This is a genomic window from Cystobacter fuscus DSM 2262 (assembly GCF_000335475.2).
In the GTDB taxonomy this organism is placed as follows: Bacteria; Myxococcota; Myxococcia; order Myxococcales; family Myxococcaceae; genus Cystobacter; species Cystobacter fuscus.
This window is the reverse complement of the sequence record NZ_ANAH02000066.1, coordinates 38,219-63,036: the sequence shown is the minus strand read 5'-3', so window position 1 is coordinate 63,036 and position 24,818 is coordinate 38,219. Positions and strand designations below refer to the sequence as shown.

The 24,818-nt window shown below is 69.5% G+C and carries 23 protein-coding genes and 1 tRNA gene; 16 read left to right on the top strand and 8 right to left on the bottom strand.

What is annotated here, in order from left to right; translation table 11 throughout:
- Nucleotides 1-17: 17 nt before the first annotated feature.
- The gene (locus tag D187_RS40830; RefSeq protein ID WP_155893955.1) at nucleotides 18-1,808 is read right to left on the bottom strand and encodes a CotH kinase family protein; all 1,791 of its coding nucleotides are present in this window, start codon (nucleotides 1,806-1,808) and stop codon (nucleotides 18-20) included.
- Between the two features lie 340 nt (nucleotides 1,809-2,148).
- Here D187_RS40830 and D187_RS40825 point away from each other — a divergent pair, with 340 nt between their 5' ends.
- Both D187_RS40825 and D187_RS56015 read left to right on the top strand, forming a co-directional pair.
- Complete coding sequence (locus D187_RS40825) at nucleotides 2,149-3,009, top strand: AraC family transcriptional regulator (RefSeq protein ID WP_002627634.1); 861 nt, start codon at nucleotides 2,149-2,151, stop codon at nucleotides 3,007-3,009.
- Nucleotides 3,010-3,033: 24 nt separating this feature from the next.
- Nucleotides 3,034-3,192 (top strand): hypothetical protein, encoded by a 159-nt coding sequence (locus D187_RS56015; RefSeq protein ID WP_002627633.1) that lies wholly within the window; start codon nucleotides 3,034-3,036, stop codon nucleotides 3,190-3,192.
- 84 nt (nucleotides 3,193-3,276) lie between these two features.
- Here D187_RS56015 and D187_RS40820 read toward each other — a convergent pair whose 3' ends face one another.
- Nucleotides 3,277-3,801, bottom strand: coding sequence for a metal-dependent hydrolase (locus D187_RS40820; protein WP_002627632.1), 525 nt, complete (start codon nucleotides 3,799-3,801; stop codon nucleotides 3,277-3,279).
- 96 nt (nucleotides 3,802-3,897) lie between these two features.
- Here D187_RS40820 and D187_RS40815 point away from each other — a divergent pair, with 96 nt between their 5' ends.
- The 6 genes from D187_RS40815 to gloA2 all read left to right on the top strand — a co-directional run bounded on the left by D187_RS40815 (nucleotide 3,898) and on the right by gloA2 (nucleotide 8,015).
- Entirely contained in the window at nucleotides 3,898-4,866 is a 969-nt protein-coding gene (locus D187_RS40815; protein ID WP_002627631.1) for an aldo/keto reductase, read from the top strand.
- An 87-nt stretch (nucleotides 4,867-4,953) separates the two neighbouring features.
- Nucleotides 4,954-5,175, top strand: a complete 222-nt coding sequence (locus tag D187_RS40810) for a hypothetical protein (protein WP_002627630.1) — start codon at nucleotides 4,954-4,956, stop codon at nucleotides 5,173-5,175.
- Between the two features lie 125 nt (nucleotides 5,176-5,300).
- A complete protein-coding gene (locus tag D187_RS40805) occupies nucleotides 5,301-5,852 on the top strand; it encodes an LOG family protein (protein WP_043434177.1) in 552 nt (183 codons plus the stop codon).
- On the top strand, nucleotides 5,849-6,967 hold the full coding sequence (locus tag D187_RS56580; protein ID WP_002627628.1) for a class 1 isoprenoid biosynthesis enzyme: 1,119 nt from the start codon (nucleotides 5,849-5,851) through the stop codon (nucleotides 6,965-6,967). The genes D187_RS40805 and D187_RS56580 overlap by 4 nt, the downstream gene beginning before the upstream one ends.
- Nucleotides 6,964-7,614, top strand: coding sequence for an HAD family hydrolase (locus D187_RS40795; RefSeq protein ID WP_002627627.1), 651 nt, complete (start codon nucleotides 6,964-6,966; stop codon nucleotides 7,612-7,614). Before D187_RS56580 ends, D187_RS40795 begins: the two co-directional genes overlap by 4 nt.
- Nucleotides 7,611-8,015, top strand: coding sequence for an SMU1112c/YaeR family gloxylase I-like metalloprotein (gene gloA2 / locus D187_RS40790; RefSeq protein ID WP_002627626.1), 405 nt, complete (start codon nucleotides 7,611-7,613; stop codon nucleotides 8,013-8,015). The genes D187_RS40795 and gloA2 overlap by 4 nt, the downstream gene beginning before the upstream one ends.
- On the opposite strand, the gene D187_RS51145 is transcribed toward gloA2, so the two are convergent.
- Nucleotides 8,005-8,502, bottom strand: a complete 498-nt coding sequence (locus D187_RS51145; protein ID WP_002627625.1) for a response regulator — start codon at nucleotides 8,500-8,502, stop codon at nucleotides 8,005-8,007. The genes gloA2 and D187_RS51145 overlap by 11 nt on opposite strands.
- 317 nt (nucleotides 8,503-8,819) lie before the next feature.
- Here D187_RS51145 and D187_RS40780 point away from each other — a divergent pair, with 317 nt between their 5' ends.
- The 6 genes from D187_RS40780 (at nucleotide 8,820) to D187_RS40755 (ending at nucleotide 17,974) form a co-directional block, all read left to right on the top strand.
- Nucleotides 8,820-11,039, top strand: a complete 2,220-nt coding sequence (locus tag D187_RS40780; protein ID WP_002627624.1) for an Ig-like domain-containing protein — start codon at nucleotides 8,820-8,822, stop codon at nucleotides 11,037-11,039.
- A gap of 309 nt (nucleotides 11,040-11,348) precedes the next feature.
- Nucleotides 11,349-12,869 carry an OpgD/OpgG family glucan biosynthesis protein gene (locus tag D187_RS40775; protein WP_043434174.1) on the top strand — a complete coding sequence of 507 codons (1,521 nt, stop codon included), beginning with the start codon at nucleotides 11,349-11,351 and terminating at the stop codon, nucleotides 12,867-12,869.
- Complete coding sequence (locus tag D187_RS40770; protein ID WP_002627622.1) at nucleotides 12,857-13,366, top strand: hypothetical protein; 510 nt, start codon at nucleotides 12,857-12,859, stop codon at nucleotides 13,364-13,366. Before D187_RS40775 ends, D187_RS40770 begins: the two co-directional genes overlap by 13 nt.
- A gap of 16 nt (nucleotides 13,367-13,382) precedes the next feature.
- Nucleotides 13,383-15,431, top strand: a complete 2,049-nt coding sequence (gene mdoH, locus D187_RS40765) for a glucans biosynthesis glucosyltransferase MdoH (RefSeq protein WP_002627621.1) — start codon at nucleotides 13,383-13,385, stop codon at nucleotides 15,429-15,431.
- Nucleotides 15,432-15,467: 36 nt separating this feature from the next.
- Nucleotides 15,468-16,805, top strand: a complete 1,338-nt coding sequence (locus tag D187_RS40760; RefSeq protein ID WP_043434171.1) for an SET domain-containing histone-lysine N-methyltransferase — start codon at nucleotides 15,468-15,470, stop codon at nucleotides 16,803-16,805.
- 179 nt (nucleotides 16,806-16,984) lie between these two features.
- The gene (locus D187_RS40755) at nucleotides 16,985-17,974 is read left to right on the top strand and encodes a Ppx/GppA phosphatase family protein (protein WP_002627619.1); all 990 of its coding nucleotides are present in this window, start codon (nucleotides 16,985-16,987) and stop codon (nucleotides 17,972-17,974) included.
- Here the strand turns inward: D187_RS40755 and D187_RS40750 are convergent.
- Nucleotides 17,967-19,334: a TAXI family TRAP transporter solute-binding subunit gene (locus D187_RS40750; RefSeq protein ID WP_043434395.1), complete on the bottom strand. Its 1,368-nt coding sequence runs from the start codon at nucleotides 19,332-19,334 to the stop codon at nucleotides 17,967-17,969. The genes D187_RS40755 and D187_RS40750 overlap by 8 nt on opposite strands.
- A gap of 68 nt (nucleotides 19,335-19,402) precedes the next feature.
- Between D187_RS40750 and D187_RS40745 the strand changes: the two genes are divergently transcribed.
- On the top strand, nucleotides 19,403-20,158 hold the full coding sequence (locus D187_RS40745) for a thioesterase II family protein (protein ID WP_002627617.1): 756 nt from the start codon (nucleotides 19,403-19,405) through the stop codon (nucleotides 20,156-20,158).
- Nucleotide 20,159: 1 nt separating this feature from the next.
- On the opposite strand, the gene D187_RS40740 is transcribed toward D187_RS40745, so the two are convergent.
- Nucleotides 20,160-20,954 (bottom strand): 4'-phosphopantetheinyl transferase family protein, encoded by a 795-nt coding sequence (locus D187_RS40740; RefSeq protein WP_002627616.1) that lies wholly within the window; start codon nucleotides 20,952-20,954, stop codon nucleotides 20,160-20,162.
- A gap of 115 nt (nucleotides 20,955-21,069) precedes the next feature.
- Complete coding sequence (locus D187_RS40735; RefSeq protein ID WP_020918620.1) at nucleotides 21,070-22,464, bottom strand: hypothetical protein; 1,395 nt, start codon at nucleotides 22,462-22,464, stop codon at nucleotides 21,070-21,072.
- Between the two features lie 448 nt (nucleotides 22,465-22,912).
- On the opposite strand from D187_RS40735, the gene D187_RS40730 reads away from it, so the two are divergent.
- Nucleotides 22,913-23,875: a TerC family protein gene (locus D187_RS40730; protein WP_002627613.1), complete on the top strand. Its 963-nt coding sequence runs from the start codon at nucleotides 22,913-22,915 to the stop codon at nucleotides 23,873-23,875.
- Nucleotides 23,876-24,169: 294 nt separating this feature from the next.
- On the opposite strand, the gene D187_RS40725 is transcribed toward D187_RS40730, so the two are convergent.
- Nucleotides 24,170-24,709 (bottom strand): HNH endonuclease, encoded by a 540-nt coding sequence (locus tag D187_RS40725; protein WP_002627612.1) that lies wholly within the window; start codon nucleotides 24,707-24,709, stop codon nucleotides 24,170-24,172.
- Between the two features lie 28 nt (nucleotides 24,710-24,737).
- Nucleotides 24,738-24,812: transfer RNA gene (locus D187_RS40720), tRNA-Leu, on the bottom strand.
- Nucleotides 24,813-24,818 lie beyond the last annotated feature (6 nt).

Below are 24,818 nucleotides of genomic sequence, written 5' to 3'. Positions count from 1 at the left end.
GAGTCCAGGCGCGTTCCCTACGGGCCCGTCTGGGGACCGAAGCTCTCCGCCCCTCGGGACTTGCGCCCGTAGGCCTCCCCGGGCTCGAGCGGCGCCAGCCACAGCACGTCCAGCGCCATCAGCCCGTCCGCCGAGTACAGCGCGAGCTCGGGAGCCTGGAGGTCCAGCGTCGCGCCCAGGGCCTGGGCTCCCACGGCGCCCTGGCGCAGGGTGATGACCTGTCCGGGCTCCAGGGTGGACGCGGGCAGCGTCCACTGCTCGGGCAGCCGGGTGTGGCCCGTGAGCATGAGCCCCCCGAGCGCCACGGGCGCCGAGCCCCGGTTGTAGAGCTGCACCCAGAACGCTCCCGAGGCGTCACGGCCCACCCGATCGATGACGAGCGCGCCCTGGCCATGCGACTCGATGTCCTTGAGGTGCTCGAGCAGCCAGGCGCGGCGCTCGCGCACGAACCGGTGGAGGTACTCGCTGCTGCGCGCGGCGTGCTCGGTGCTGACGTAGGGATCCCGCGCCTTGCCGTCCGGGCCCGGCAGGATGTAGGGCGCCAGCAGCGCGTGCATGGCATCGATGCGCGGCCCGAGGTTCTCCTCGGTGAACCACGTGTCGAGCAGCTGGCGCAGCCGGGCGGCGTAGCGGGCGCGCAGGCCCGGGTCATCGTAGATGCGCGTGGAGAGCGTGCTCCACCCGGGCTTCATGTCCTCCATGCCCTCGAAGACGCGGCGCTCCGCGCGCAGCTCGTACACCTTCGGATCGTACGGAGTGAAGCTGAAGAGCGGGTGCGACTTCTTCACGCCCTGGATGACGGCGTTGGTGCGGTTGTAGAGCGACAGCGCGTTGTTGAGATCCCACGGCACGTGCGTCCACTTCTCCGTCTTGCGGTCGTAGACGAGGTAGCTGCGCGTGTCCCCCTGGAGATCATGGGAGATGAGCGTCTCCATCGCCAGCCAGGTGAGGTAGTCCTCCAGCTCCAGGTTCTCTTCCACGAAGGCCGGGAAGGCGTGCGGCGGCGTGCGGTTGATGCCGTCCAGGAAGCTCCACAGCTCGTCCCAGGGCGCCTTCTCGTTCGTCTTCTTGTCCCAGGGCTCCTGGTAGGACTCCTGGGGCGGCGGGCGCAGCTCGCCATCGTGCATGCCGGCGCGGTACAGGTCGCTGTCGTCGTCGAAGCCGTGGGCCTCGAGGAAGTCCTTGTTGACGGACTCCAGCTCGGTGAAGACGCCCTCGTAGCGGGTGATGACGGAGCCGTCTGGCTGCACCAGGTGCAGCTTCACGTGCGCATAGCGGGCGTTCGACGCGCGCAGCCCGATGCTCGCCGCGAAGTCGTACCAGAGCTTCTCGGTGAGGTAGCCGCTGTCCTTCCACGCCGCGAGCAGCTCGATGTTCTTCTTGCCCTCGAAGCGATCCTTCTTGTCGAAGCGCACGTCCCAGGACTTCTTCACGATGCGCGGGTCCGTCTTGGAGGAGCGCCCGCGGAAGCTCAGCTCCGCCGTGTACGCGCGGCCCTCGAGCGAGAACCGGCCCATGACGCTGAAGTCCCGGGAGGGCGGATCGTGGATGTGCGCGTGGAGCGCGTCGTGGTCCGCCTGGCTCAACGTCAGCTCGTAGACGGGAATGGACGTCTGCAGCGCCGGCCAGCGCGGCTCGGAGGGCGAGGGCCGCGACGGCGTCTGGGGCTCGGGGGGTGGCTGCCCCGGTGGATCCTTCGGCGGTGGAACCGGCTGGGGAGGCGGCTCATCCCGTGGCACGTCGGGGCCCGGCGGCGTCGAGACCCCGCCGCCTCCCACGTCGGCTTGAGCGGGAGGTGTCTCGGGCATGACGGCAGGCTCGCTCGGGCCACCGCATGCGCTCACCAGCAAGAGGAGTCCAGCGAAGAGCGCGATTCTCATGGCCGCGAACAGGAGCAAACAGCGCGCCAGGACAATCCCACCGTTCGCGGGAGCAAACGGTGGGGCTCGCCGCGACAGGATGGGAAATAAAGTACCCAGACAGGGCGCGCACCGCCCAATTCCCTTCCCCATCCGGGAACACCGCCCGGGTGAGGGAGTCCCGAGGTGACGCCCGGACAACACCGCCGTGGCCCAACGGGGCACCTGCTATGGTCGCGCACGGTGATTGCCACGAGGAGATCGACCTTGCCCGCGCTCCAGGACACCGATGTCTGAGAAGGTCCGCGCCGAGGACGGCCAGGGCCACGGCCGGCCCCTCTTCGTCATCCATCGGGGCCCCACCGAATCCCAGGCCACCCATGCCCCCGTGACCCACGACTACGCCGTGCTCGCCTTCCATACCGGAGGCAGCAGCACCGTGGAGCAGCGGGGGCAGTGGACGCTCGAGGAGGGAGATGTGCTGCTCATCCCCGCGGGCGCGCCGCACCGGCATCTGGCCTCGCGGCAATCGCACCTCATGGGCGTCGGCTTCTGTCCGGTGTGTTTCCTGGGCGACGACGCCTCCGAGGAGCTGCTCGCGCCCTTCGAGCACGTGCGCTCGGGGGCCGCGGCGGTGGTGAAGATTCCCGAGGGGCGCCGGCCCTTCCTGGAGAGCCTCCTGCGAGAGTTGCGGCACGAGGTGGAGCGCGAGGGCGGAGGCACCTTCGCCATCGAGCGCAGCCTGCTCACGTTGATCCTCGCCGAGGTGTCACGGGCCGCGTCCTGGGGACAGCGCTCCGGGGCGTCCGACAGCCTCGTCACCGAGGCGCTGCGCTATATCGAGCGGCACTGCCTGGAGCCGCTGTCGCTCCGGGACGTGGCGGCGGCGGTGCACCGCTCGCCGGCCCACCTCACCACGGCGGTGCGCGAGGCGACGGGGCGCTCGGTGCAGGAGTGGATCATCGCGGGGCGCCTGAGCGAGGCGCGGCGCCGGTTGCTGCACACCGATGAGATCGTCGCCGTCATCGCCGAGCGGGTGGGCTACGCGGACGCCACCCACTTCATCCGGCTCTTCCGGCGGGCCCACGGGATGACGCCCGCCGCCTGGCGCACGCACTACCGCCACGGCTCCCCTCCCGAGCCCGGGTAGGGCTGGACCGTCTATGACCAGAACATGTGGTACGTCGTGCCCGTGCCGCTCGTCCTGGGCTCCCATCTCGGTTACGAGTTGTCCCAGCGCTCCCCGCCCAAGGAGTCCTCGCGCCCGGGCATCCAGCCGCTGGTGTCGTTCTCCTCGCGCGGCGCGCTGCTGGGCCTGGGCGGCCGCTTCTGAGCCTCCTGGAGCGCGGTGTGCAGTCCGGTTCACGGGGCTGTGCAGAAGAGCGCCGCGCGGAGAGTTCCGGGCGCGACGCGCGGCTCAGGTGGACTCGCCGAGGAAACGGGCCCGCAGGGCGCGCGTCACCTCGGCGTCCCAGCGCACGGAGAACACTTCCACGATGGTGCGGCGCCAGCGCAGGGCGCACGCCAGGCACGCCGCCGTGGCCGCCATGCCGATGAGGGAGTTCTGCCACGAGGCCAGATCCCACTGCCCCGCCCAGAACCATTCCCGCATGGACGTGGGCCAGAAGTAATAGAGGGGCCAGCCGGGACCGCTCCCCACCAGGTCGCAGAGCAGATGCAGGTGGAAGGCGGCGAGGGACAAGAGCGCCACCGCCCCGCGCCGCCGCGCGAGGGCCGTGCACACCGCGGCCACGGCGAGCGCCCCCACGTAGCCATGCGAGAGCACGTGGTGGTAGCGCCCATACATGTCCACTCCCCCCAGCAGCGACAGCCCATCCAGATCGGGTGACAGGCCGGCCAGGGTGACGAGGATCCGGTCACGGCGCTCGGGCAGCGCTTGTGACATCAACCAGGACAACTCCGCGTGGACGATGGGATTCATGGGGAGAACATATCCCGGGTGGGCCCCTCCACTTTTCTACCCCTCCGGACACGAAGCGGGGGAGATTGGCCGCCGCACGCGGGAGGAGCAGAACACATGGAGAAGCTGCGAAGACTGGGTCGTTCGGACATCGAGATCTCCCCCATTGGCCTGGGCTGCTGGCAGTTCTCCGCGGGTGTGGGTCTGGTGGGTGGGTTCTGGGAAGCCCTGCCCCCTCCGCTCGTCGAGGAGATCATCGACGCCTCGCTCCAGGGAGGCATCAACTGGTTCGACACCGCCGAGGCCTACGGCAATGGACGCTCGGAGCAGGCACTCGCCGCCGCCCTGACGCGTCTGGGCAAGAAGCCGGGCGACGTCGTCGTCGCGACCAAGTGGCTGCCCATCGCGCGGCTGGCCTCCAGCATCGGCGCGACGATCGGCGAGCGGCTCTCCGCGTTGAGCCCCTTCGGCATTGATCTGCATCAGATCCACCAGCCCTACGCGTTCGCCACGGTCGACGCCCAGGCCGAGCAGATGGCGAAGCTGGTGCAGGAGGGGAAGATCCGCACGGTGGGCGTGAGCAATTTCTCCGAGAAGAAGATGCGCGCGACGCACGCCGCGCTCGCCCGCCGGGGGGTGCCGCTCGTCTCCAACCAGATGCAGTACAGCCTGTTGGACCGGAGGATCGAGTCCAACGGCGTGCTCGCCGCCGCCAAGGAGCTGGGCATCACGATCATCGCCTACTCGCCACTGGCCCAGGGGCTCTTGTCGGGCAAGTTCCACGATGATCCCTCGCTCATCAAGAGCCGCGTGGGCCCACGCAAGTTCCTGCCGAACTTCCGCCTCAAGGGGATGGAGCAGAGCCGGCCGCTGATCGAGGAACTCAAGAAGATCGCCACCGCGCACGGCGCCACCCCCTCGCAGGTGGCGCTCAACTGGTTGTGCGCCTTCCACGGCGACACGGTGGTCGCCATCCCGGGGGCCACCAAGCGGCGGCACGCCGAGGAGAACGTGGGCACCATGGGTTTCACCCTGTCCGCGGACGAGCTGCGACGCATCGACGAGCTGTCCCAGCGCTACCGCTGACAGTCGGGCCGCGAGAGCGCGCGGGACGGCTTGCGCTCCACCTCGTTCGTGCCTCCCTTGCCGGAGTCCAACTCGAAAGAGGTACGCATGTTCTCCGACAACGAGGGGCGGATGCTGCCCGGGCAGGTGTGGGTGCCGCGACCCCCTATGGGGCCGCCTGGCTACCTCGCGGGCGAGGCGACGTTCTCGGCCACGCCTCTCTCCTGGACACCTGCCCGGTGGGTGCGTCTGGCCCGGTCCCTCCAGGAGGGGCGTCCGGTGGAGCAGCCCTCGGTGGTGGCCTGCCGCTACACGTCTGCTGGTCGATAGCGGAAATGACCTGTGGCGTCAGCTCACCGACATGCCCGTTGTGGTCCGGTCCCATTCAAGTAGACAATGGGGTACTCGGAACCCCCCTCCCCCGTTTTGACCCACCCTCGCCGTCTCGCCGAGTCATGACGAAATCCGTTTGTGTCTTCTGTGGCTCCGCGCCAGGTGTGCATGAAGTGCACCTGAGCACGGCCTCCGCCCTGGGTGCCCTCCTGGCGGATCGGCAATTGCAATTGGTCTACGGAGGCGCCCGCGTGGGAATGATGGGCGCGGTCGCGGACGCGGCGCTGGCCCGGGGGGGGCGGGTCGTCGGGGTGATGCCCCGGGGACTGGAGCGCTACGAGGTGGCCCACCGGGGCTTGAGCGAGCTCGTCTGGACGGAGGATCTCCACGAGCGCAAGCGCCAGATGGCGGAGCGCTCGGATGCCTTCGTGGTGCTGCCGGGGGGCTTTGGCACCCTGGAGGAGGCGCTCGAGGTCATCAGCTGGAAACAGATGCGGATGATGGACAAGCCCATCGTGCTGCTGGACATCCGGGGCTTCTTCCAGCCCCTGGTGGCCCTGGCCGAGGCGGTGGCGCGCGAGGGCTTCGCGCACGCGCGCGTCGAGACGCTGTTCACGGTGACGTCCCGGCTGGAGGAAGTCCTCCCCGCGCTCGGGTTGGGAGACGGCGAATGAACAAGGATCTGGTCACCCTGCAGTACCCGCAGATGTTCCAGGGCGTGTTCGCCCGCCGGCGCGAGGTCTTCGTGCCCCTGGTGGAGGACGCCCGGCGCTCGCTGCACACCCTGCCCGTGCCCGAGGCGCTGCGGCCCTTCTACGACACGGTGGTGCGCGACAACCCCCAGCCGTCGTTCATGCTGCTGCCGCTCATGTTCCTGGCCACGGCGGAGGCGTCGGGGGGCATCCAGGCCGTGCACCGCCGCTTCCTGCCCGTGCTGCTGCTCACCATGGAGATCTGCGCCATCGTGGATGACACGGTGGACCGCACCCCCATGCGCTCGGGCCGGCGCACCTTCGCGCTGCGCTTCGGCGAGCCCAGCACCACGCCCTTCGTGGGCTCGTTGATCGCCCTGGCGGCCCAGGAGGCCGCGCGCGTCGAGCCGTACCTGCTCGGGGCCACGATGAACCTGTTCACCGAGCTGTACGCCCTGCAGATCTGGGAGCGCCAGCACCTCTACCCCAACGAGTCGCTGTTCGCGCGCTGGCTCGACAACCGCTACCGCGAGAACACGCTGGGGGTGTCCTTCGGGCTCGACACGGCGCTGCGGCTCAACGGGCGACCCCCCCTGCCCCCGCGCGTGGTGGAGGCCTTCGGGCGCATCTTCCAGGACGTGGATGACCTGGTGAACATCATCGAGGACCGGCGCGCCGAGGGCGAGAACGACGACGTGTTGATGGGCGCCGTGACGCGGCCGCTGCTGGTGACGCTCGAGAACCAGCCGAGCCTGCGCACCGACGTGGCGAACCTGTGGCGGGTGTGCCGCGTGATGACGGGGGCCTCGGCGTCGGCGGTGCACAAGACACCGGCGCACCTCAACCCCACCATCGCGAAGATCTACCGCCCCATCCACGAGGCCATCCTCGACGTGGGCGTGCGCGGCACCGTGCGGCACGTGCTGGCCGACTACCGCACCTGCGTGATGAGTTCGCCGCCCGAGTTCCGCCCGGCCATCCAGGAGATGACCCGCACCTGGGTGGACCGACTGCGGCGCTGCAGGGGCAACGAGCTCATCACCGAGGAGGAGATCCGCCACTCGCTCGGCGAGGACGAGCCCCAGGAGGCCGCGTGACGGACGCCGTCATCTTCGACCGGGATGGGGTGCTCGCCGAGTTCGATCTGCCGGGCGCGCACCGGGAGCTGAGCGGGCTGTTGCCCTTCGGGCTCGAGCAGCTCGGAGCCCACCTGCGTGAGTGGGCGCCCCGGGCCCAGGCCATCGTCGACGCCGCGAGCGAGCGCGTCTTCTGGGACTCCTTCTGGGCGCACCTGTGCCAGGCGCACGGCCTGGATGAAGGGGTGCGCGGCCAGCTGTGCCGCTTCGAGCCCCGCCGCACGCTGCGCGCCTTCGCGGATGCGCGCCCCGCGCTCGAGCAGGCGCGTCGCCACGGCTACCGGGTGGGCGTGTTGTCCAACTTCACCCTGCTCGACCTGCCCGGCTCCCTGGCGGCGCTGGGGTTGGGAGAGCTGGTGGACGCGGCCCTGTCGGCGGCGGTGATTGGCGCCGCCAAGCCCCGGCCCGAGGCCTACCTGGCCATGGCGCGCGCGCTCGGCGTGGCGCCCGAGACGTGTCTGTTCGTCGATGACCGGCCGGAGTGCGTCGAGGGGGCGCGCCAGGTGGGCATGCGCGCGTGGTTGCTGGACCGGAAGGGCAAGTCCACGGAGAAGAACCGGCTGCGCGGCCTCGGCGAGCTGTTCGACGTGTCGCGGGAGAGCCCATGAAGCCCCTGCTGCCCGCGCTCCACCACGTGGCGATCATCTGCTCGGACTACGCGCGCTCCAAGGCCTTCTACAGCGAGGTGCTGGGCCTGCGCATCGTCCACGAGGTGTACCGGGAGGCGCGCGGCTCCTGGAAGCTGGACCTGGAGATCAGCCCGGGCGTGCAGGTGGAGCTGTTCTCCTTTCCGAACCCACCGCCGCGGCCCACGCGGCCGGAAGCCCAGGGCCTGCGCCACCTGGCGTTCGCCGTGCCCGACGTGGAGTCGGTGGTGGCCGAGTTGAACCGGCGCGGCGTGAGCACCGAGCCCATCCGCGTGGATGAGTACACGGGCAAGCGCTTCACCTTCTTCGCCGACCCGGACGGCCTGCCCCTGGAAGTCTACGAGGTGCCGTCTACGAGGTGACGTCGGACTCGGTCATCGCCAGCGCCGCGGAGCGCACGTCCTCCAGCGCGAAGGACTGATCCAACACCAGGTGCACCGGCAGGCACTCCATGCGCGCGCGCAGCCTCGGGTTGGTGAAGGCGCTCACGAGGATGACGGGCACCCACGGGTGCGCATGGCACCAGCGCTCGAGCAGCGCCAGCCCCGGCTCGCCCAGCATCCGCGCGTTGCAGATGAGGAGATCCGGCGGCGTGACGCCCTCGGGCATCAGCTCCTGGGCCAGGCGCGAGAGCGCGCCGCGCGCGTCCTCCACCACATCCACCTCGAAACGATCCTGGAGGAGCAGATCGCGCAGGCCATGGCCGCGCTCGCGCAGGTTCTCCATCACCACCACCCGCCAGGGCGTGGCCCTGGGGCGCTCCGGGGGAGAAGGCCGAGTTCCCCGCGCTCCCGACGGGGATGAGTCTTTCTGCTGGGCAACCACCGAATAGGCGCGCTTGACCACCATCGCGTCCTCCTGAAGACCTCTTTAGCAGGAGTCGTACCGTTCCGCTGAAGTGAAATTTTTCAGTGCAGTGGGATTAATCTCCAGAACTCCACGAATGTCGCTCCCCATTGTGTCATCTCTTGTCCCAGGAAGGGACAGGGAAAAACGCGACAGTGGGGTATTCCACGATATTTGTAATTTCTTCATGGAAGTGGAAGGAGGAGGTGGAGGGCGCCGGCCTGGGGCCCGGCCATGAAGATTCATGGTAGGGAGTGCGCCAACTGCGGGGCCGGGCAGTTCCTCAACGCTGGTGGTTCACCACCAGGGATGCGCGGAACATGAGACTCGAGTCGCTCCCCTCGCTGCATCGGCCGTCAGGGCTCTACCTGCTGCTCGCCGCGGTGCTCTGGCTGGCTTGCCTTCCCGGGGGCGGCACGCCTCCCACGGTGACGAGCGTGCGCGTGGTAGCCGAACCCACACGGATCGCTCCGGATGGCACGGCCCGTCTGGTGGCCGTGGTCGATGGCACGGGAAGCTTCGATCCAGGGGTGTCCTGGACTCTCGAGCGTGGACTGGGAGAACTCTCCAGTCTGGAGGGCTCCGAGGTGACCTACAAGGCGCCCCCGGCGGTGGGCGAACCGGAGGTCGTCATCCGAGCCACCTCTCGGGTTGATCCCACCCAGTCGGCCACCGTCGCGCTCACCGTCTCGGCGGGAACCGTCTCCCGGGTGATGATCTCGGCCACCCCCACCACGCTCGCCCCGGAAAAGTCCATGCTGCTCGTCGCGTTCGTCGCGGGCCAGGAGTTGGAGGAACGCCGGGTCACCTGGAGACTCCTCGAAGGCCCGGGTCGGCTCTCCCAAAGTCTGGATGGAAGCGCCACCTACCTGGTGGAGGCCACGGCCACGGGCGTGGCCGTCGTGGAGGCCACGTCCAGAGCGGACCCGAGCCATTCGGGCACCTTGACCCTGACCAACTCACCACCGGCCACGGACCTCATCCACACCGTGCTCGAAACGCCACGATGCGTCGTCGAGAGGGGCCGCGCGCAGTGCCAGGGGCAACCCGCCGCGTACGGCCTCCCCGTCAGAGCGAGGATCTCCTCGACCCATGAGGTGGTCCGCGTGCTCGCGCGCATCCCCGGAACGGACAGGCAGACCCCGCTCACGTTTGACTTTGACAAGGGGGTCTTCACCGGCACGCTGGACCTGCGCTCGCTCAGCCAGGGTCACCCACCGCTGGAGGTGGAAGTCACCGACAGCCGTGGGAACACCCTCGTCACCCCATCGACCTTCGTGATCGATCATCCCCCCGAGTTGGAGGTACTCGAGCCCACGGGCTGGTCCACCGTGCTCTCCGCCTTCCCGCGAATCCGCGCCACGTGCCGTGATCAGGAGGGAGCGTGCACGCTGTCGGTCGGCCATGAGCAGATGCCGGGTACCATCCTCGTGACCGGTGGCGAAACGATCGACACGACCGTGGACCTGTCCCCGTTCGTGGGCAAGAACATCCAGCTGACCCTCCAGGCGAAGGACTCCCTGGGGCAGCAGCGCTCGCGCTCCTTCAGCGTGTTCGTGTCGGACAACCCCTCGCTGGAACTGGTGGCGCGAGTCCCTGGACTCATCGCGCAGGTGGACGCCACCCGAATCCTCTACACCACGGCGCGGGCCCCCACCGATCGCGCGACCGGACTGGTGCTGCGCGACCGTGCCTCGGGGCTGGACAGTCAGCTCCCCGTCCCCCAGGGGACCTCCGTCTCCGGCGCCCAACTCATCCCCACGGGCGTGGTGTTTGGCACCGTTACCGCGACCGAGTCGGTGTACCCGCGGCTGTACGCGTATCAGCAGGGCGTCCTCGTCTCCTTCGCGGACAGGGTGCATGAGTGGAAGATCAGGGGAGACCATGTCCTCTGGAGCACGCCCTATCCGGAGGTGAACCTGATGCTGCGCCAGCTCTCCACACAGAGCACGGTGCGGGTGGCGCAAGCCGCGGGTCGCTTCGGGATGAGCCTGACGGAGACGGGCTTCGTCGCGTTCGCGGACGAAGGGTACGACATCCACACGTACCAGGACGGCGTGACGCGGCGTCTGACGAATGAGCCGAATGAGGTGGTACTGAACTCGAGCCCGCTCACGGATGGAACGCTCGTCGTCTACCGCAAGTACCGCCCCAACAAGACACAATGGCTCGCCCTTCATGCCGGAGATCAGGAACTCTCCCTGACGCAGCCGTACGCCACGTCAGGTCCTGAGTTCGACTTCGCGCTCCACGCGGGCTGGGTGGCCTATACCAACCTGGGAAACACGGGGCAGGCCCAGGTCTGGCTGCGCAACCCGGGCGGCGACACACGACAGGTCAGCGACTTTGGCACGTCGAGCAACATCGAGGCGCTCGTGCTCGGCCCGGAGGGACAGCTCGCCATCCAGAACAATTTCCACTTGTGGGTGAGCCGAGCGGAGGGCCCTCCGCGAGATGCGGGAGTCGTACGCGGCCATCCCATGTGGCTGGACGGGGCCTGGCACGTCATCTGGGAAGACTGCCTGTTCCGCGTCCGGTGACGCCAGGGCACCCACACCGCCCCAGAAACGGCCTTCCCCAAGTGTTGTGGAGCAAATGGACAGGATCACCTCCCCCCCTGTTCTTCTGCTCCCCACCGCACCCGCTCCGGGTGCGTCCCGGCGGCTCCGACAGCCCGACAAACCCCCGAAATCGTTTGGGTAGAAATCTTTCCCACGAGGAGGAAGGCGGGAAGCTCGTGAATTCGCTGGGCATCCGAGCGGCCCGGCATGGCTGGCACGAGGGCTGCTAGGGCCCGACCTCGTTCGCACTTTCGCAGGCTTGCGAGGAGGTCACCCGAAGTGGAGCCGATGACGTGGGCAAAGAGGTGGGTGCGCGGAGCCTGTGCGCTCGGGGTGCTGGGGTCGCTGGTGGCCAGTGCCGCGCCGCGCGCCACGCCTCCCACCTTCAGCGCGGAGACGGTCCGCGCGCGCGCCCGCGAGCTGGCGCAGAAGCCCTATCGGGCTCCGGCGCCCCTGCCCCAGGGGGCCTTCGCGGGGCTCACGTACGATCAGTACCGGGACATCCGCTACCGCCCGGAGCGGGCCTTGTGGCGCGAGGCGGGCCAGCCCTTCCAGGCGCAGTTCTTCCACCCGGGCCTCTTCTACCCCGCGCCCCTGCCCATGCACGAGGTGGAGGGCGGACGGGTGACGACGGTGCGCTTCTCTCCGCAGCTCTTCACCTACGGCCCGCTCGTGAAGGAGCCGCCGCCCTCGTCCGTGGAGGGCTTCGCGGGCGTGCGGCTCAGCGGCCCCATCAACCGGCCGGACTACTTCGACGAGATCGTGGTCTTCCTCGGCGCCAGCTACTTCCGGGCGCTGGGCCGCGGCAACGTGTACGGGCTGTCCGCGCGCGGGCTGGCCATCGACACGGCGCTGCCCGAGGGCGAGGAGTTCCCCCTGTTCCGCGAGTTCTGGCTGGAGAAGCCCAAGCCCGGCGCGGACCGGGCCGTGGTGCACGCGCTGATGGACAGCCCGAGCGTCACCGGTGCCTACCGCTTCGTCATCATCCCGGGCGAGCGCACGGTGATGGAGGTGGAGGCGGTGCTGCACGCGCGCAAGCCGGTGAAGCGGCTGGGCGTGGCGCCGCTGACCAGCATGTACCTCTTTGGCGAGAACGATCGGGGAAGCGCCGAGGACTTCCGGCCCGAGGTGCATGACTCGGATGGGCTGCTGCTGTGGATGAAGGGCGGCGAGCACCTGTGGCGTCCGCTGCAGAACCCGTCCCAGTTGAGCGTGTCCAGCTTCCAGGTGAAGGGCCTGCGGGCCTTCGGTCTGCTGCAGCGCGATCAGGCCTTCCCGAGCTACGAGGATCTCGAGGCGCGCTACGACAAGCGCCCCAGTGTGTGGGTGGAGCCGGTGGGCGAGTGGGGCCCGGGCACGGTGCAGCTCGTGGAGATTCCCACCCAAGAGGAAGTGAACGACAACATCGTGGCCTACTGGGTGCCCGAGAAGCCCTTCGGGCCCGGGGCGCCGCTGAGCCTGTCCTGGAAGCTGCACTGGGGCAGCGAGGCCCCCGAGCGCGCCCAGGTGGCGCTGAGCACCGCCACGCGCATCGCCGCGGGCAGCACGCCGGGCGCGCGGCGCTTCGTGCTCGAGTTCTCGCGCGGGGGCCCCGAGGGGGGCGAGGGCCCGGTGGAAGCCGTCGTCACGGCGTCCTCGGGCCAGGTCCTCCGGCCCATCGCGCAGCCCAACGCCGCCACCGGCGGCTGGCGCGCCACCTTCGAGCTGGTGCCCGCGGCGGGCACCTCCGCTCCCATCGAATTGCGCTGTTTTCTGCGACGCGGAACCGAAACCCTCACCGAGACCTGGAGTTACCCGTGGACACCGTGACGACGTCGATCTCCTCCGCCTCCGTGCTCTCCTCCAGCTTCCCGCTTCCCGCCGGGACGCGCGAGGCGCTCGATGCCTTCTTCCGCTCCTTCGGCTTCAGCCAGGAGAGCGATCTGTCCCGTCTGGCCGTGTGGGCCCTGGGCGCGCGGCGGGTGGACTCCCGCGAGGCCGCCCTGGCGCTGGCGCGCGAGCGCATGGAGCACTGGCTGGCCGAGGCGCTCGGGCAGGCCCACGTGGCCCACGGCGCGCTGCTGGCGCGCGGCCGCGCGGCGTTCGTGCTGTGTGAGGGGGCGCGCTGGGGCGCGGCGGTGCTGCTGTCCGCGCCGGGCGCGCTGCCGGTGGAGTTCACGCGTGCGCTCCGGGCGTCGGTGCCCGTGCCCGCCCCGCGGCCGCTGCCCACGACGATGCCGGAGCAGACCCTGACCACCTGGTCCCTGGGCGAGCTGCTGCGCCGCTGGTGGCGGGTGGGCGAGCCGGACGTGTCCGTCTCCCGCTGAAGCACCTGGAGGCCTCATGCACGCGCATTCCTTCTCGCCCGGGTCGGCCGGGCTGCGGCGGGCCCTGGTCCTCGGCCCGGCCGCGCTGTCCACGCTCGTGGCCACGGGGGAGCTGGTCCGGTTGTTGAGCGTCCGGGGCTTCACCCTCCCCGAGGGGGTGATGACGGGCCTGTTCGTCCTGTGCTTCGCCTGGATCTCGCTTTCCTTCTGGGCGGCGGTGGCGGGCTTCGTCCAGACGCTGAGCGGCAAGCGGCCGCCGGGTCTGCGCTGGCCGGACACGCGGGAGGAAGCGGCGCCGCTGACGAGCCGCATCGCGGTGGTGATGCCCATCCACAACGAGGATCCGACGTCGGTCTTCGCCAACCTCCAGGCCACCTACGAGTCGGTGGCGGCCACGGGGCGGCTGGAGTCCTTCGACTTCTACGTGCTGAGCGACTCCACGCGCCTGGAGGCGTGGGTGGCCGAGGAGCTGGCGTGGTCGGACCTGTGCCGGCGCGTGGGAGGCCAGGGCCGCATCTTCTACCGGAGGCGCTCGGACAACACGGGCAAGAAGGCGGGCAACCTCGCGGACTTCTGCGAGCGCTGGGGCCGCCGCTACGACTTCATGGTGGTGCTGGACGCCGACAGCCTCATGGCGGGTGACACGCTGGTGCGCATGGCACGGCTCATGGAGCTCAACCCGCGCGTGGGCATCCTCCAGGCCCCGCCGCTGTGCGTGGGGCGCACCACGCTCTTCGCCCGCCTGCAGCAGTTCGCCGGCCGCGTGTACGGGCCCGTGGTGGCCGCGGGCGCGGCGGCCTGGCAGCTCGGCGAGTCCAACTACTGGGGCCACAACGCCATCCTGCGCGTGTCGGCCTTCACCGAGCACTGCGGGCTGCCGGTGCTGCCGGGCCAGCAGCCCTTCGGGGGCCACATCCTCAGCCATGACTTCGTGGAGGCGGCGCTGATGCGGCGCGCGGGCTACACGGTATGGCTGGTGCCGGAGCTGGGGGGCAGCTACGAGCAGTCCCCGCCCCACCTGCTCGCGTACGCGCAGCGCGACCGGCGCTGGTGCCAGGGCAACCTGCAACACCTGGGGCTGGTGCTCGCCGGAGGCCTGCACCCGTCGAGCCGGGGGCACTTCCTCATGGGCGTCATGTCCTATGTGGCCTCGCCCCTGTGGCTGCTCTTCCTCGCGGCGGGGCTGGGGGCGGCGCTGTGGGATCGCTTCGTGGCGGCCGAGTCCCCGCTCGACACCCAGACGCTGCTCGCCGAGGCGCCCTCCTTCGACGTGCCGGGCGCGCTGCGGCTGATGTCCGTGTCGCTCGCCATGCTGCTGCTGCCCAAGGTCTTCGGCCTGCTGCTGGCCCTGGCGGATCGGGAAGAAGCCGCGCGCATGGGCGGCCGGCTCCGGCTGGTGCTCGGCGTGCTGGTGGAGAGCGTCGTGTCCACGCTGCTCGCTCCGGTGATGATGCTCTTCCAGTCGCACTTCGTCTTCGGGACGATCCTCGGCTACCGGGTGTCCTGGTCGAGCCAGCAGCGCGGCGACGAGGCCCTGCCGTGGGCGGAAGCGGCGCGGCGCCACGCGGTGCACATGGGCGTGGGCGTGGGCGTGGCGGCGGTGGCGTTCGGGGTGAATCCGGGCCTGCTGGCGTGGCTGGCCCCGGTGGTGGCGGGACTGCTGCTGTCCATCCCCCTGACGGTGTGGACGTCGCGGGCCTCCTGGGGCGAGTGGACGGCGCGGCTCGGCCTGTTCCTCATCCCCGAGGAGTCGGCGCCTCCCCCCGTGCTGGTGCGGGCCACGGAGCTCGCGCGCGACGAAGTGGAGCCGGTGGAGGACGCACTGGAGCGGGTGCTCCAGGACGACCGCGCGCACGCGCTGCACCTGGCCCTGCTGGAGTCCGCGCCCGGTGCGGAGGGGACGTCGCTCACGCTCGCCTCGGCCCGCCGCAAGCTGATGGAGGGAGAACCCGAGCGGCTCTCCACGCAGGAGAAGGCGGCCGTCATGCTGGACGCGAACACCCTCGCGGAGGTGCGCGGCCAGTACGTGGCCTCGCGCAAGCCCGCCCCCGCGACAAGCGCCTGATCGACGAGGCGGACTTGGAGTAGCGTGCCGGGCACCATGAGCGCCGACACCGCCGCGTCCTCCTCGAATCAGAAGCTGTCGAACCTGCTGCGCTGGCTGGAAGAAGGAGGAGCCCGCTTTCCCAAGCTCCAACTCGTCCGGCGTGAGGACGGGGAGCGCGCCGTGCTCGCCCAGGCGCCCATCTCCGCCGGGGAGACGGTGCTCCAGGTGCCTCGCACCCACATGCTCACCCTGGAGCTCGCGCGGGAGTCGGACATCGGGCGCGCCATCGCCGAGGGGCTCGATCCGGACAACGAGGACCTGTACCTGGCCTCCTTCCTCCTCCAGGAAAAGCACCGCGAGGGCTCCTTCTGGAAGCCCTACATCGACAGCCTTCCCGAGTCCTACTCCCAGATGCCCCTCTTCTATGGGAGCGAGGAGCACGCCCTCCTCAAGGGCTGCTTCGCGCTGACCCTGCTGACGCACCAGGCCCAGTCGCTCCGGGAGGACTACCTGAGCCTGTGCCAGAACGTCCCCGGCTACGAGCGCTTCACCCCCGGGGAGTTCGTCTGGGCCCGGCTCTCGGTGTCCTCGCGCCTGTTCAGCCTGAAGAAGGGAGGCTTCCTCGGACAGACGCTCGTGCCGATGGCGGACATGCTCAACCACCGCCGCCCGCCCGATGTGCTCTGGGAGACCACGGAGGATGGGGAGTCCTTCGTGATGAAGGCGAACAACGCCGTGGCCGCCGGCGACGAGGTCCACGACAGCTATGGGGCCAAGAGCAACGATCTGATGCTGCTGCACTTCGGCTTCGTGACGGACGACAACGAGCACGACGAGGCCTTCCTCGGCCTGCGCATCCTCGATGGGGATCCGCTCGCGGCCACCAAGCAGATGCTGCTCATGCTCCCCTCCCCCACCGCCGCGCGCCCCTTCAAGATCTCGCGCCCGTACGTCCATACGACCACCCGCATGGCGTTCTCCTTCCTGCGGATCGCCGCCGCCGTCCCGAATGACATCGAGGACATCTCCAGCCGGGTGATGTCCGGCGAGCGCGCCCTCGGACCCCTGAGTGTGGAAAACGAGGAGAATGTCCTCGAGCTGCTCGCCGCCACCTGCCAGGCCCGGCTCTCCATCTTTCCCACCTCGCTCGCGCAGGACGAAGAACTGCTGCGCGGCGAGTCCCTCTCGCCCAACGCGCGCAACTGCGTGCTCGTGCGGCGCGCGGAGAAACAGCTCATCGAGGACTACCTCGAGATGACCCGCGTCTGCCTCAAGCTGCTGCGCACGCCCCGGGAAGAAGTCGAGCGGCTCGCCGCCCTGTCCGACTCGCCCTGGGGCTGGTTCGACGCCTACGTGCGCACGGATCTGCTGCAACTCATCGGTGGCGAGTGACCAGGCGGGCGGCCATGCCCCGGCCCGGTGGGCCTGCCCGGCTACCAGGATGGGGCGCCCGCCCGTGAAAACTTCGAGCAAATAGCGCCGGGGCGTCACGGGGTTGGCACAAAGCCCGCCTAGCTTGTCGGTCGAGTACGAGTAGGAGTGGTCCCTCCACACCGAAAGGTTCGTCACCCATGGCCGATCCGATCTCGCGACCCGTCTTCGCCGCCATCGACGTGGGCACCAACGCCGCCCGCCTGGAGTTGGCCCGGCCCGGCGCCACGGGCGTGCTGGAGACCGTGCTCAAGGAGCGGGACGCCATCCGCCCGGGAGAGGGCGTCTTCTCCCAGGGAACGATGTCACCGGGGGCCGCGGAGCGACTGGTGAGCACGTTGCGCCGCTACGCGGTCGTGTGCCGGCAACACGAGGCCCGGGTCCGGGCGGTGGCCACCAGCGCCCTGCGCGAGGCGCGCAACCAACAGGAAATCCTCCAGCGGGTGCGCGAGGAGGCTGGGCTGGAACTGGAGGTGGTGAGCGGCGAGGAGGAAGCGCGGCTCATCTGCCTGGGCGTCCTGCACCGCACGCCCCCGCGCACGCGCTCGCTGCTGGTGGATCTGGGCGGAGGATCCACCGAGGTGGTGCTCGCCACCGGAGAGCGGCCCGATGCCATGTGGAGCCTGCCGCTGGGCGCGGTGCGGCTGACACAACTGTTCGACACCTCCGGCGAGGTCTCTCCCTCCCGGCTGAGCTCGCTGCGCGACTTCGCCGAGGCGCGCCTGCTCGAGACGATCCCCGCCGCCCTCGCCTCTCCGCCCTTCACGGCGATCGGCTCCTCCGGCACCATCCGGGCCCTCGTGGACTTCGCGGCGCGCGATGGCTCCTGCGTCGCGAGCCGGGAGGATCTCTCGAGCGCCGCGCACCTGCTGGCGCGGATGAAACCGGAGCAGCGGCGCGAGCACTTCGACGCGCGACGGGCCGACATCATCGTCGCCGGCGCCGTGCTGCTCGAGCGGCTGGTGCACCACCTGGGCGTGGACGGCATCACCGCCGTGAAGCGCGGCCTGCGCGATGGCCTGCTCGTGGAGCTGTGGTCCCGTCAGGACGGCACGGCGGGCGACGAGGCCTCCCGCCTGGGGCACGGGCGCGGCTTCCCCCGCGAAGCGCGCGCCGTGGGCTTCAACTGACCACCACCCGCTGGGTCAGGGCCTCGCTCTCATCGGGGGCGCCCGACAGCCGCCGGGTGACGCGCCGGCGGACGACGTCGATGTGCTCGCGGAAGAAGTAGAGGTTCTCCGCGTACGCCAGGGGCATGGGAATGCGGTTCACCGCGCGCTCGGCCTCGTCGAGCCGCGAGAGCATGTCCTCCAACATCTTGCGTCCCGGGTTCTCCTCCAGTTGCAGCTCGATTTCCTTCAGGCGCGCGTACCAGCGGACGATGCGCGAGCGGATGCGCCACTGGACCAGCGCGGGCACGGCACGGCCCAGCGGAACCACCACGGCGATGATGGGCACCAGCATCAGCCAGAGCCGGTCCACGAGGTTCGCCGCCCAGAAGGGCAGGTAGCGCTGGAGCAACGGGGGACCCGACTTGTAGTAGCGGCGCGCCTCCCCGCTCAGCGGGTAATCCCCCTCGAGCGCCGCGGGGAACTCCCCCGAGCGATCCAGGATACCCGCGCCGCCATGCACCTCGCTCGCGGCGCTCAGCAGGAGGTAGGCGAGCGCCGGATGGAGCGAGTCGCGCGCCACGAGGCTCGCCGTGGGCGCGAGCAGCACCACATCCCGCGCGGGGAGATCCGCCTCGAAGTTCAACACCCCCCGGGGCAGCACGTGCCGGGACAGATAGGGGAAGCGGCGGACATAGGCCTCTCCTCGAGCGAAGCTGAGCAGGCGGATGCCGGGCTCCGCGATGAGCTTGCGCACGAAGGGTGCCTCGGCGGAGGCGACGAGGAACACCGCGTCGAGCTCGCCCTGCTTGAGGCGCGCGAGGGCCTCGTCGCGCTCGAGCGTGAGCAGTTCCGTGGGCGACTGCTCCGCGGCATTGGCCTTGAGCAGCGTGAGGGCCAGCGCGCGGGTGCCACTCTCGGGCGAGCCCACGGCGACGCGCTTGCCGCGCAGCTCGCGCACGTCCTCGATGGGCTCACCCCGGTAGAAGACCCACAGGGGGATATAGGTCAGACCTCCGAGCGAGACGATGTTGGGCGCCTGGGGCCGCCCCGAGGCCGAGCCGCTCTGGACGAAGGCCACGTCGGCCTCCGCCGTGTCGCCGGTGAGCATGCCCAGACTGGTGAGCGAGCCCTGGGTCGGGCGGATCTCCAGGGTGACGCCATGGCGCGCGAGGATGTCCCGATAGCGGCGCGCGAAGTAATTGAAGCCCCCCTCATCCTGGGCAGCCGCGACGACGAGCGTCTTCGGGGGCGCGGGCTTGATGAAGTAGAAGGCCACGGCGAACGCGGCGATCGCCAGCAGGATCGAGGGCCCGAGGACGAGCCACAAATCGCGCCGAAGGGTGAGCCGGAGCTGGTCCTTGAGAGTGTCCGTCTTCAGCATGGTGGACGCGAGTATAGGGGCTCGGAGCGTCTTGACGCTCCCGGGATGAAGGGCGACAGTGCCCCGTGCCTCCCGTTCCACATCCCTGGTTTCCCCTCCGGCAGCCCAACCCCCACGCGCGCCTGCGCGTCTTCGGTCTTCCCTACGCTGGCGGAGGCGCCTCCATCTACAACGGATGGACCACGGCCCTGCCCGCGGGCATCGAGTGGGTCTCCGTGCAGCTTCCGGGCCGCGAGCGCCGCATCCTGGAGAAGCCCTTCCAGCAGCTCCCGCCGCTGCTCGATGCCCTGGAAGAGGCCCTCGCGCCGCTCCTGGACAAGCCCTTCGTCTTCTTCGGCTACAGCATGGGCACGCGCATCGCCCTGGGGCTCGCGCAGCGCTGGCAGGCCCGGGGCGCGCCGCTGCCGCTCGGCATGGTGATGGCCGCCGCGGGAGCGCCCCACCGGTCCCGCGAGTCCCGGGGCGCGCTGAGCGACGCGGAGTTCATCGAGCTGCTGCGCAAGTATGAGGGCACGCCCGCGGAGATCTTCGCCCACAAGGAACTGCTGGACATGGTGTTGCCCACCCTGCGCGCGGACTTCGCCATCGCCGACGCCGTCATGCCCGCCCTCCCCGTGCGCTGTCCGATCTCCGTCTACGGCGGACTGGAGGATCCCTACGTGACGCTGTCGATGCTCGAGCCCTGGAGCGAGCTGACGACGGGGGAGTTCCGGACGCGAAGCTTCCCCGGCAAGCACTTCTTCCTGCGCACCGCGCGCGAGCCCTTGCTGAACGCCCTGCGCGAGGAGCTCGTGCGCTGGGCGCCCGACGTGGGCCCGTAGCTCAGCGGTCCCCCGAATCCACCCTCCAGGGGGACTCCTCGCTGGCCAGGGGGACACACCGCTGGCAGCGCACGGAGAGCGGGAGCCCCCGGGGGCGGCGCACCGCCACCGCCGCCGGGTGCTCCGCCGACAGCCGCAGCTGCACGAACTGCCACGACTCGGGCTCGTCCACCATGCGCGCATCGAAGGAGATGCGCGGCGGTTGCCCCGGCGCCAGGTGGAAGGAGAACTGATCCAGGGGCAGGCTCAACCCGGCGCCCCGGGCCTTGATGTAGGACTCCTTGAGCGTCCAGTAGTCGAAGAAGCGCTCGCGCTGGAGCGCCTCGGGCAGGGAATGCAGATCCGCGACTTCCGAGGGCGCGAAGAAGGACTCGGCCAGCTCCACCGTCTGGCCCATGCGCCCCGAGTGCTCCACGTCCGCGCCCACCTCCATGTCATGGGCCACCGCGCACACCGCCATGCCATCGGTGTGCGAGAGATTGAAACGCAACCGGGGCATGCCCTCTCCCGCGATCTCCGGACGCCCGTAGGCGTTGGTGGAGAAGCGCCAGTCCCGGGGCGCCACCGGCGCGTAGCGCGACAGGCAGACGCGCACCAGGGCATGGGACACGAGGAACTGCTGCCGGTGTTTCTCGAAGCGGAAGCGTTGATGCCGCTCCCGCTCCTCGGCGCCGAGCAGGGCCAGGTAGGCCGCGAGCAGCCGGGGCTCCGTCACCCGCTCCGGCTCCACGATCCACAGGTGGACCTCGTCGGGGCGCGGCAGCGGCGAGGGAGCAGGAGAAGGAGGGAGACTCATGTGTGGGCTCGGCCTTCTCCCTATCGCGTCGAGGACGCCCGCGCCAGCGATGGCCGGGCGCCTTGCTTTCTCGGAAGCCGAGGGGACGCGGTGTACCCGTGTCCCCTCCCCTGTCTCAGTAGCCCCGGAGCACGGTGAGGCCCTGGTCGGTGACGACGTAGAGCATCGCCGGAGAGGCGTTGGGATCGTAGAGCAACTGCTTCACCTTGTTGCCCGTCACCTCCGTCACCCGAGCGAGCTGCTTGTTGGCGTCCATCCGCCACAGGCCTCCGCCATCGGTGCCGATGAAGAGCGAGCCGTCATCCGTGGCCGCGAGCGACGTGAGCCGCTGGGTCGGCAGCCCCGCCACCGCGGTGCCCTTCTGGGGCCGGCTTCCGGCGGAGAGGATGCTCATCTCCCAGAGGCCGAAGCTGGCGCTGGCCAGGTAGTAGCGGCCATCGCGCGTCTGCTGGAAGCCCCGCCAGTAATCGAAGTCGGCGAGCGAGTTGACCTCGGGAAGGAAGGAGGACTCCACCTTCATCCTGTTGACGGATTTGTCCATCCAATCCCAGTAGCCGATGTCCGCGGTGGGCGTGACGATGCCGAACGTCCAGTCATTGCCGATGAGCACGTCTCCATCCTGGGCGATGCCCACCGCGTAGCTGTAACCGATGTGCTGGCCGCCATGCTCGTCGAACCAGGTCGGATGGCGATGGCTGTTGTAGACGAGGCCGCGCACGCGGGTGACGCCGTGATTGGTGCTGACGTACACGTCGCCCTTGTCCCGGCCGCGCGCCACCTTCACGCAGCCGAGCACCGCGCGATCCTCGTCGTAATGCCAGTCATTGGAGTTGTGGATGCCCGTGTTGCCGGGCGGGTTCCACGTCAGCTTGCCTTCCTGGCTCCACCGGTAGGAGTGAGTCAGGTGCTCCTCGAGCCGGATGCCGTTGGCCGTGAGGTGGACCGCGTCCAGATCACCCTCGCCGTAGGTGGAGTCCTCATGGGACTGACGCTTGGGCTCGTCGAGCTCCCGTGCGTAGTAGCCCACGTAGGCGCGGCCGGCGCTGCCGCCGCAGATGACCGTGGAGGTGAAGCCCCTGCCCGCCTGGCCGATGTTGCTCGCCCATTGCGGCTGGGTGTCTCCGGGCCGGAGCACGCCGATGCGGTTGCCCTGGAGCAACCAGATGTTGAAGGCGTCATCCACCGCCACGCCCTGGGGCTGGCCCACCCCGAAGCGCTGCGTGTAGTTGACCACCGGCTCCTGGGGCCAGATGTCCACGCCGGGGAAGTCGTCGACCGTCCCTCCCCCGGGCTCGTCCGGAGGACCGTCGCCGGTTCCACCCCCTCCGTCCGTGCCCCCATCCCCAGGAGTGCCCGCGTCGGGGGGCGGCGTGCTTCCGCCATTCCCGGGCGTGCCCGCGTCCCCAGGGGGCGGGCTTCCCGCGTCAGCGGGCGGAGGGGTGGTGCCACCGTCCTCGGGAAGGGGCGTGCCCGCGTCCCCGGGTGGCGTCCGTGGCTCCGAGGGAGCCACGGGCTCCGTGGGTGGCTGACGCGCCGAATCCCCGGGCACGGGCTCTGTCAGCCCGCCACCGCATGCGACCCCCAATGCCGTGAAACAGAGAACGGCCCCCCACGCCCCCACCCATGCTCGCATCGTCATCCACCTCCACGCCGACTCCTCGGCCCGGAGACGCAGGAGCAAGCGCCGTACCGGACACAACGCCCACTAGTGGATGGGCGCGAGGCGCGAGTGGGAAGGGAGATTCCCAGGCAAGGCCTCATGCGTGCACTCGTTGAGGCCGGGCGTCGCACGGCTCGGAACCCGCCCGAGGCCGAGTCGAAGGACTCCGTCATCCTTCGATTTTTTCGAAGGATCCCGCCTTGATTTCCTATTTGCCGAACCTTTGAAGGACCCTTAATTCAGAGGGAAGCGCCGCGGTCCGGCGCGCCCCCTTTTTCCATCCGAAGGATACGACCACATGGAAGCGCACAGCGTAGGCAGCCCCGTCCTCTGGGGCGGATTCATCCTGTTCGTGCTGGCGATGCTCGCGCTGGACCTGGGGGTCTTCCACCGCAAGACGCACGAGGTGAAGTTCAAGGAAGCGCTGACGTGGAGCGGGGTGTGGATCTCCCTGGCGCTGCTGTTCAACCTGGGCATCTGGTGGAAGTTCGGCTCCGAGCCGGCGCTCAACTTCCTGTCCGGCTACCTCATCGAGAAGTCGCTCTCCATCGACAACATCTTCGTCTTCGTCGTCATCTTCTCGGCGCTGAAGATTCCGGTGCTGTACCAGCACCGGGTGTTGTTCTGGGGCATCCTGAGCGCGCTGGTGCTGCGCGCGGTGATGATCTTCGCGGGCGTGGCGATGCTCGAGCGCTTCCACTGGCTCATCTACGTCTTCGGCGCGTTCCTCATCTTCACGGGGGTGAAGCTCTTCGTGCAGCGCAACCACGAGGAGCACCCGGAGAGCGGCGCGGTCATGAAGCTGGCGCGGCGCATCATCCCCTCGTCGAAGGAGCTGGACGGGGACCGCTTCTTCACGGTTCAGAACGGCCGGAAGCTGGCCACGCCGCTGTTCATGACGTTGATCCTGGTGGAACTGACGGACGTGCTGTTCGCGCTGGACTCGATTCCGGCCATCTTCGCGGTGACGACGGATCCCTTCCTGGTCTTCACCTCGAACATCTTCGCCATCCTGGGCCTGCGCTCGCTGTTCTTCGTGCTGGCGGGGGCGGTGGAGAAGTTCTCCTACCTGAAGGTGGGCCTGGCCGGAGTGCTGGTGTTCGTGGGCGCGAAGATGGCGCTGGTGGACGTGGTGAAGATTCCCTCGCCGGTGTCCCTGGGAGTCATCGCCCTGCTGCTGGGCGTGTCCATCGTGGCCTCGCTGCTCAAGTCGAGGAAGCAGGAGCGCGCGGTCCAGGGCAAGAACATCGTCGCCAACTAAGCCCCCGCGCTCACCACGCCGGACGGAACTCGCGGAAGAACGCGCGCACGTCCTCGAGGAACAAGTCCGGCGCATCGACGGCGGCGAAGTGGCCCCCCGGGGTCCCGCGAGGGCCAGGTCGAGGTGGATACCCACCAGGTGCTCGGCATGAAGTGCCAGCAGCAGGGCCCGCCTGCTGGCGCGCGGGGCGTACGGGCGAAGGAAGAGACCTCTGGCCTCGTCCGAGGTGGCCCCCACTCCCTTCCAGGAGAGAGGCCGGGGAACCCCCCTCTGGGGAGCACCCTTGCCCGCCGCTCACTCCTCCAGCTCCGTGTGCCAGTACGCGACATCACGGAGGAATTTCCTCCACGGCAGGGGCATGCCCTTCTCGTAGGTGAAGGCCAGTCGCACCGTGCCCGCCATCTTCCGGGGCTTCTCGGGGATGCTGAGCAGCTTCATCCCGGCCTGCTCTGGAGTGCGGCCTCCCTTGGCCTGATTGCATGGCACGCACGCGATCACGATGTTCTCCCAGGTGGTGCGGCCGCCCTGGGCCCGGGGCACGACGTGGTCATACGTGGCCTCGGGGCGAGACACCTTGCGGTTGCAGTACTGGCACCGGCAGTGGTCACGCATGTAGACGTTGTCACGGCTGAACTTGATGCCGCGCCCCTTGCGCCGCGAGCCGCGCAAGAAGCGGATGATGGAGGGCATCCGGATCTCCAGGGTGACGGAGCGGATGAGCTGGTCATACTCCTCGACCACCTCGACCTTCCCCTGCCACAACAGCATGACCGCTCGCTGCCAGGAAATCCGTGCCACGGGTTCGTAGGAGGGATTGAGAACCAACGTCTCCATGACTCGGGTGTCCTTCACTTCGGTGGGATGTCCGCGGCGAGAGTCGAACTCGCACGTGAGCTGGGTTTGAGCCAGCCGCCTCTGCCAATTGGGCCACGCGGACGAACAG

What these genes read in the sequence shown, in the direction of transcription:
- D187_RS40830 (WP_155893955.1), bottom strand. Translation starts at nt 1,808, where the DNA reads ATGCCCGAGACACCTCCCGCTCAAGCCGACGTGGGAGGCGGCGGGGTC.
- D187_RS40825 (WP_002627634.1), top strand. Translation starts at nt 2,149, where the DNA reads ATGTCTGAGAAGGTCCGCGCCGAGGACGGCCAGGGCCACGGCCGGCCC.
- D187_RS56015 (WP_002627633.1), top strand. Translation starts at nt 3,034, where the DNA reads ATGTGGTACGTCGTGCCCGTGCCGCTCGTCCTGGGCTCCCATCTCGGT.
- D187_RS40820 (WP_002627632.1), bottom strand. Translation starts at nt 3,801, where the DNA reads ATGAATCCCATCGTCCACGCGGAGTTGTCCTGGTTGATGTCACAAGCG.
- D187_RS40815 (WP_002627631.1), top strand. Translation starts at nt 3,898, where the DNA reads ATGGAGAAGCTGCGAAGACTGGGTCGTTCGGACATCGAGATCTCCCCC.
- D187_RS40810 (WP_002627630.1), top strand. Translation starts at nt 4,954, where the DNA reads ATGTTCTCCGACAACGAGGGGCGGATGCTGCCCGGGCAGGTGTGGGTG.
- D187_RS40805 (WP_043434177.1), top strand. Translation starts at nt 5,301, where the DNA reads ATGACGAAATCCGTTTGTGTCTTCTGTGGCTCCGCGCCAGGTGTGCAT.
- D187_RS56580 (WP_002627628.1), top strand. Translation starts at nt 5,849, where the DNA reads ATGAACAAGGATCTGGTCACCCTGCAGTACCCGCAGATGTTCCAGGGC.
- gloA2 (WP_002627626.1), top strand. Translation starts at nt 7,611, where the DNA reads ATGAAGCCCCTGCTGCCCGCGCTCCACCACGTGGCGATCATCTGCTCG.
- D187_RS51145 (WP_002627625.1), bottom strand. Translation starts at nt 8,502, where the DNA reads ATGGTGGTCAAGCGCGCCTATTCGGTGGTTGCCCAGCAGAAAGACTCA.
- D187_RS40780 (WP_002627624.1), top strand. Translation starts at nt 8,820, where the DNA reads ATGAGACTCGAGTCGCTCCCCTCGCTGCATCGGCCGTCAGGGCTCTAC.
- D187_RS40775 (WP_043434174.1), top strand. Translation starts at nt 11,349, where the DNA reads ATGACGTGGGCAAAGAGGTGGGTGCGCGGAGCCTGTGCGCTCGGGGTG.
- mdoH (WP_002627621.1), top strand. Translation starts at nt 13,383, where the DNA reads ATGCACGCGCATTCCTTCTCGCCCGGGTCGGCCGGGCTGCGGCGGGCC.
- D187_RS40760 (WP_043434171.1), top strand. Translation starts at nt 15,468, where the DNA reads ATGAGCGCCGACACCGCCGCGTCCTCCTCGAATCAGAAGCTGTCGAAC.
- D187_RS40755 (WP_002627619.1), top strand. Translation starts at nt 16,985, where the DNA reads ATGGCCGATCCGATCTCGCGACCCGTCTTCGCCGCCATCGACGTGGGC.
- D187_RS40740 (WP_002627616.1), bottom strand. Translation starts at nt 20,954, where the DNA reads ATGAGTCTCCCTCCTTCTCCTGCTCCCTCGCCGCTGCCGCGCCCCGAC.
- D187_RS40730 (WP_002627613.1), top strand. Translation starts at nt 22,913, where the DNA reads ATGGAAGCGCACAGCGTAGGCAGCCCCGTCCTCTGGGGCGGATTCATC.
- D187_RS40725 (WP_002627612.1), bottom strand. Translation starts at nt 24,709, where the DNA reads ATGGAGACGTTGGTTCTCAATCCCTCCTACGAACCCGTGGCACGGATT.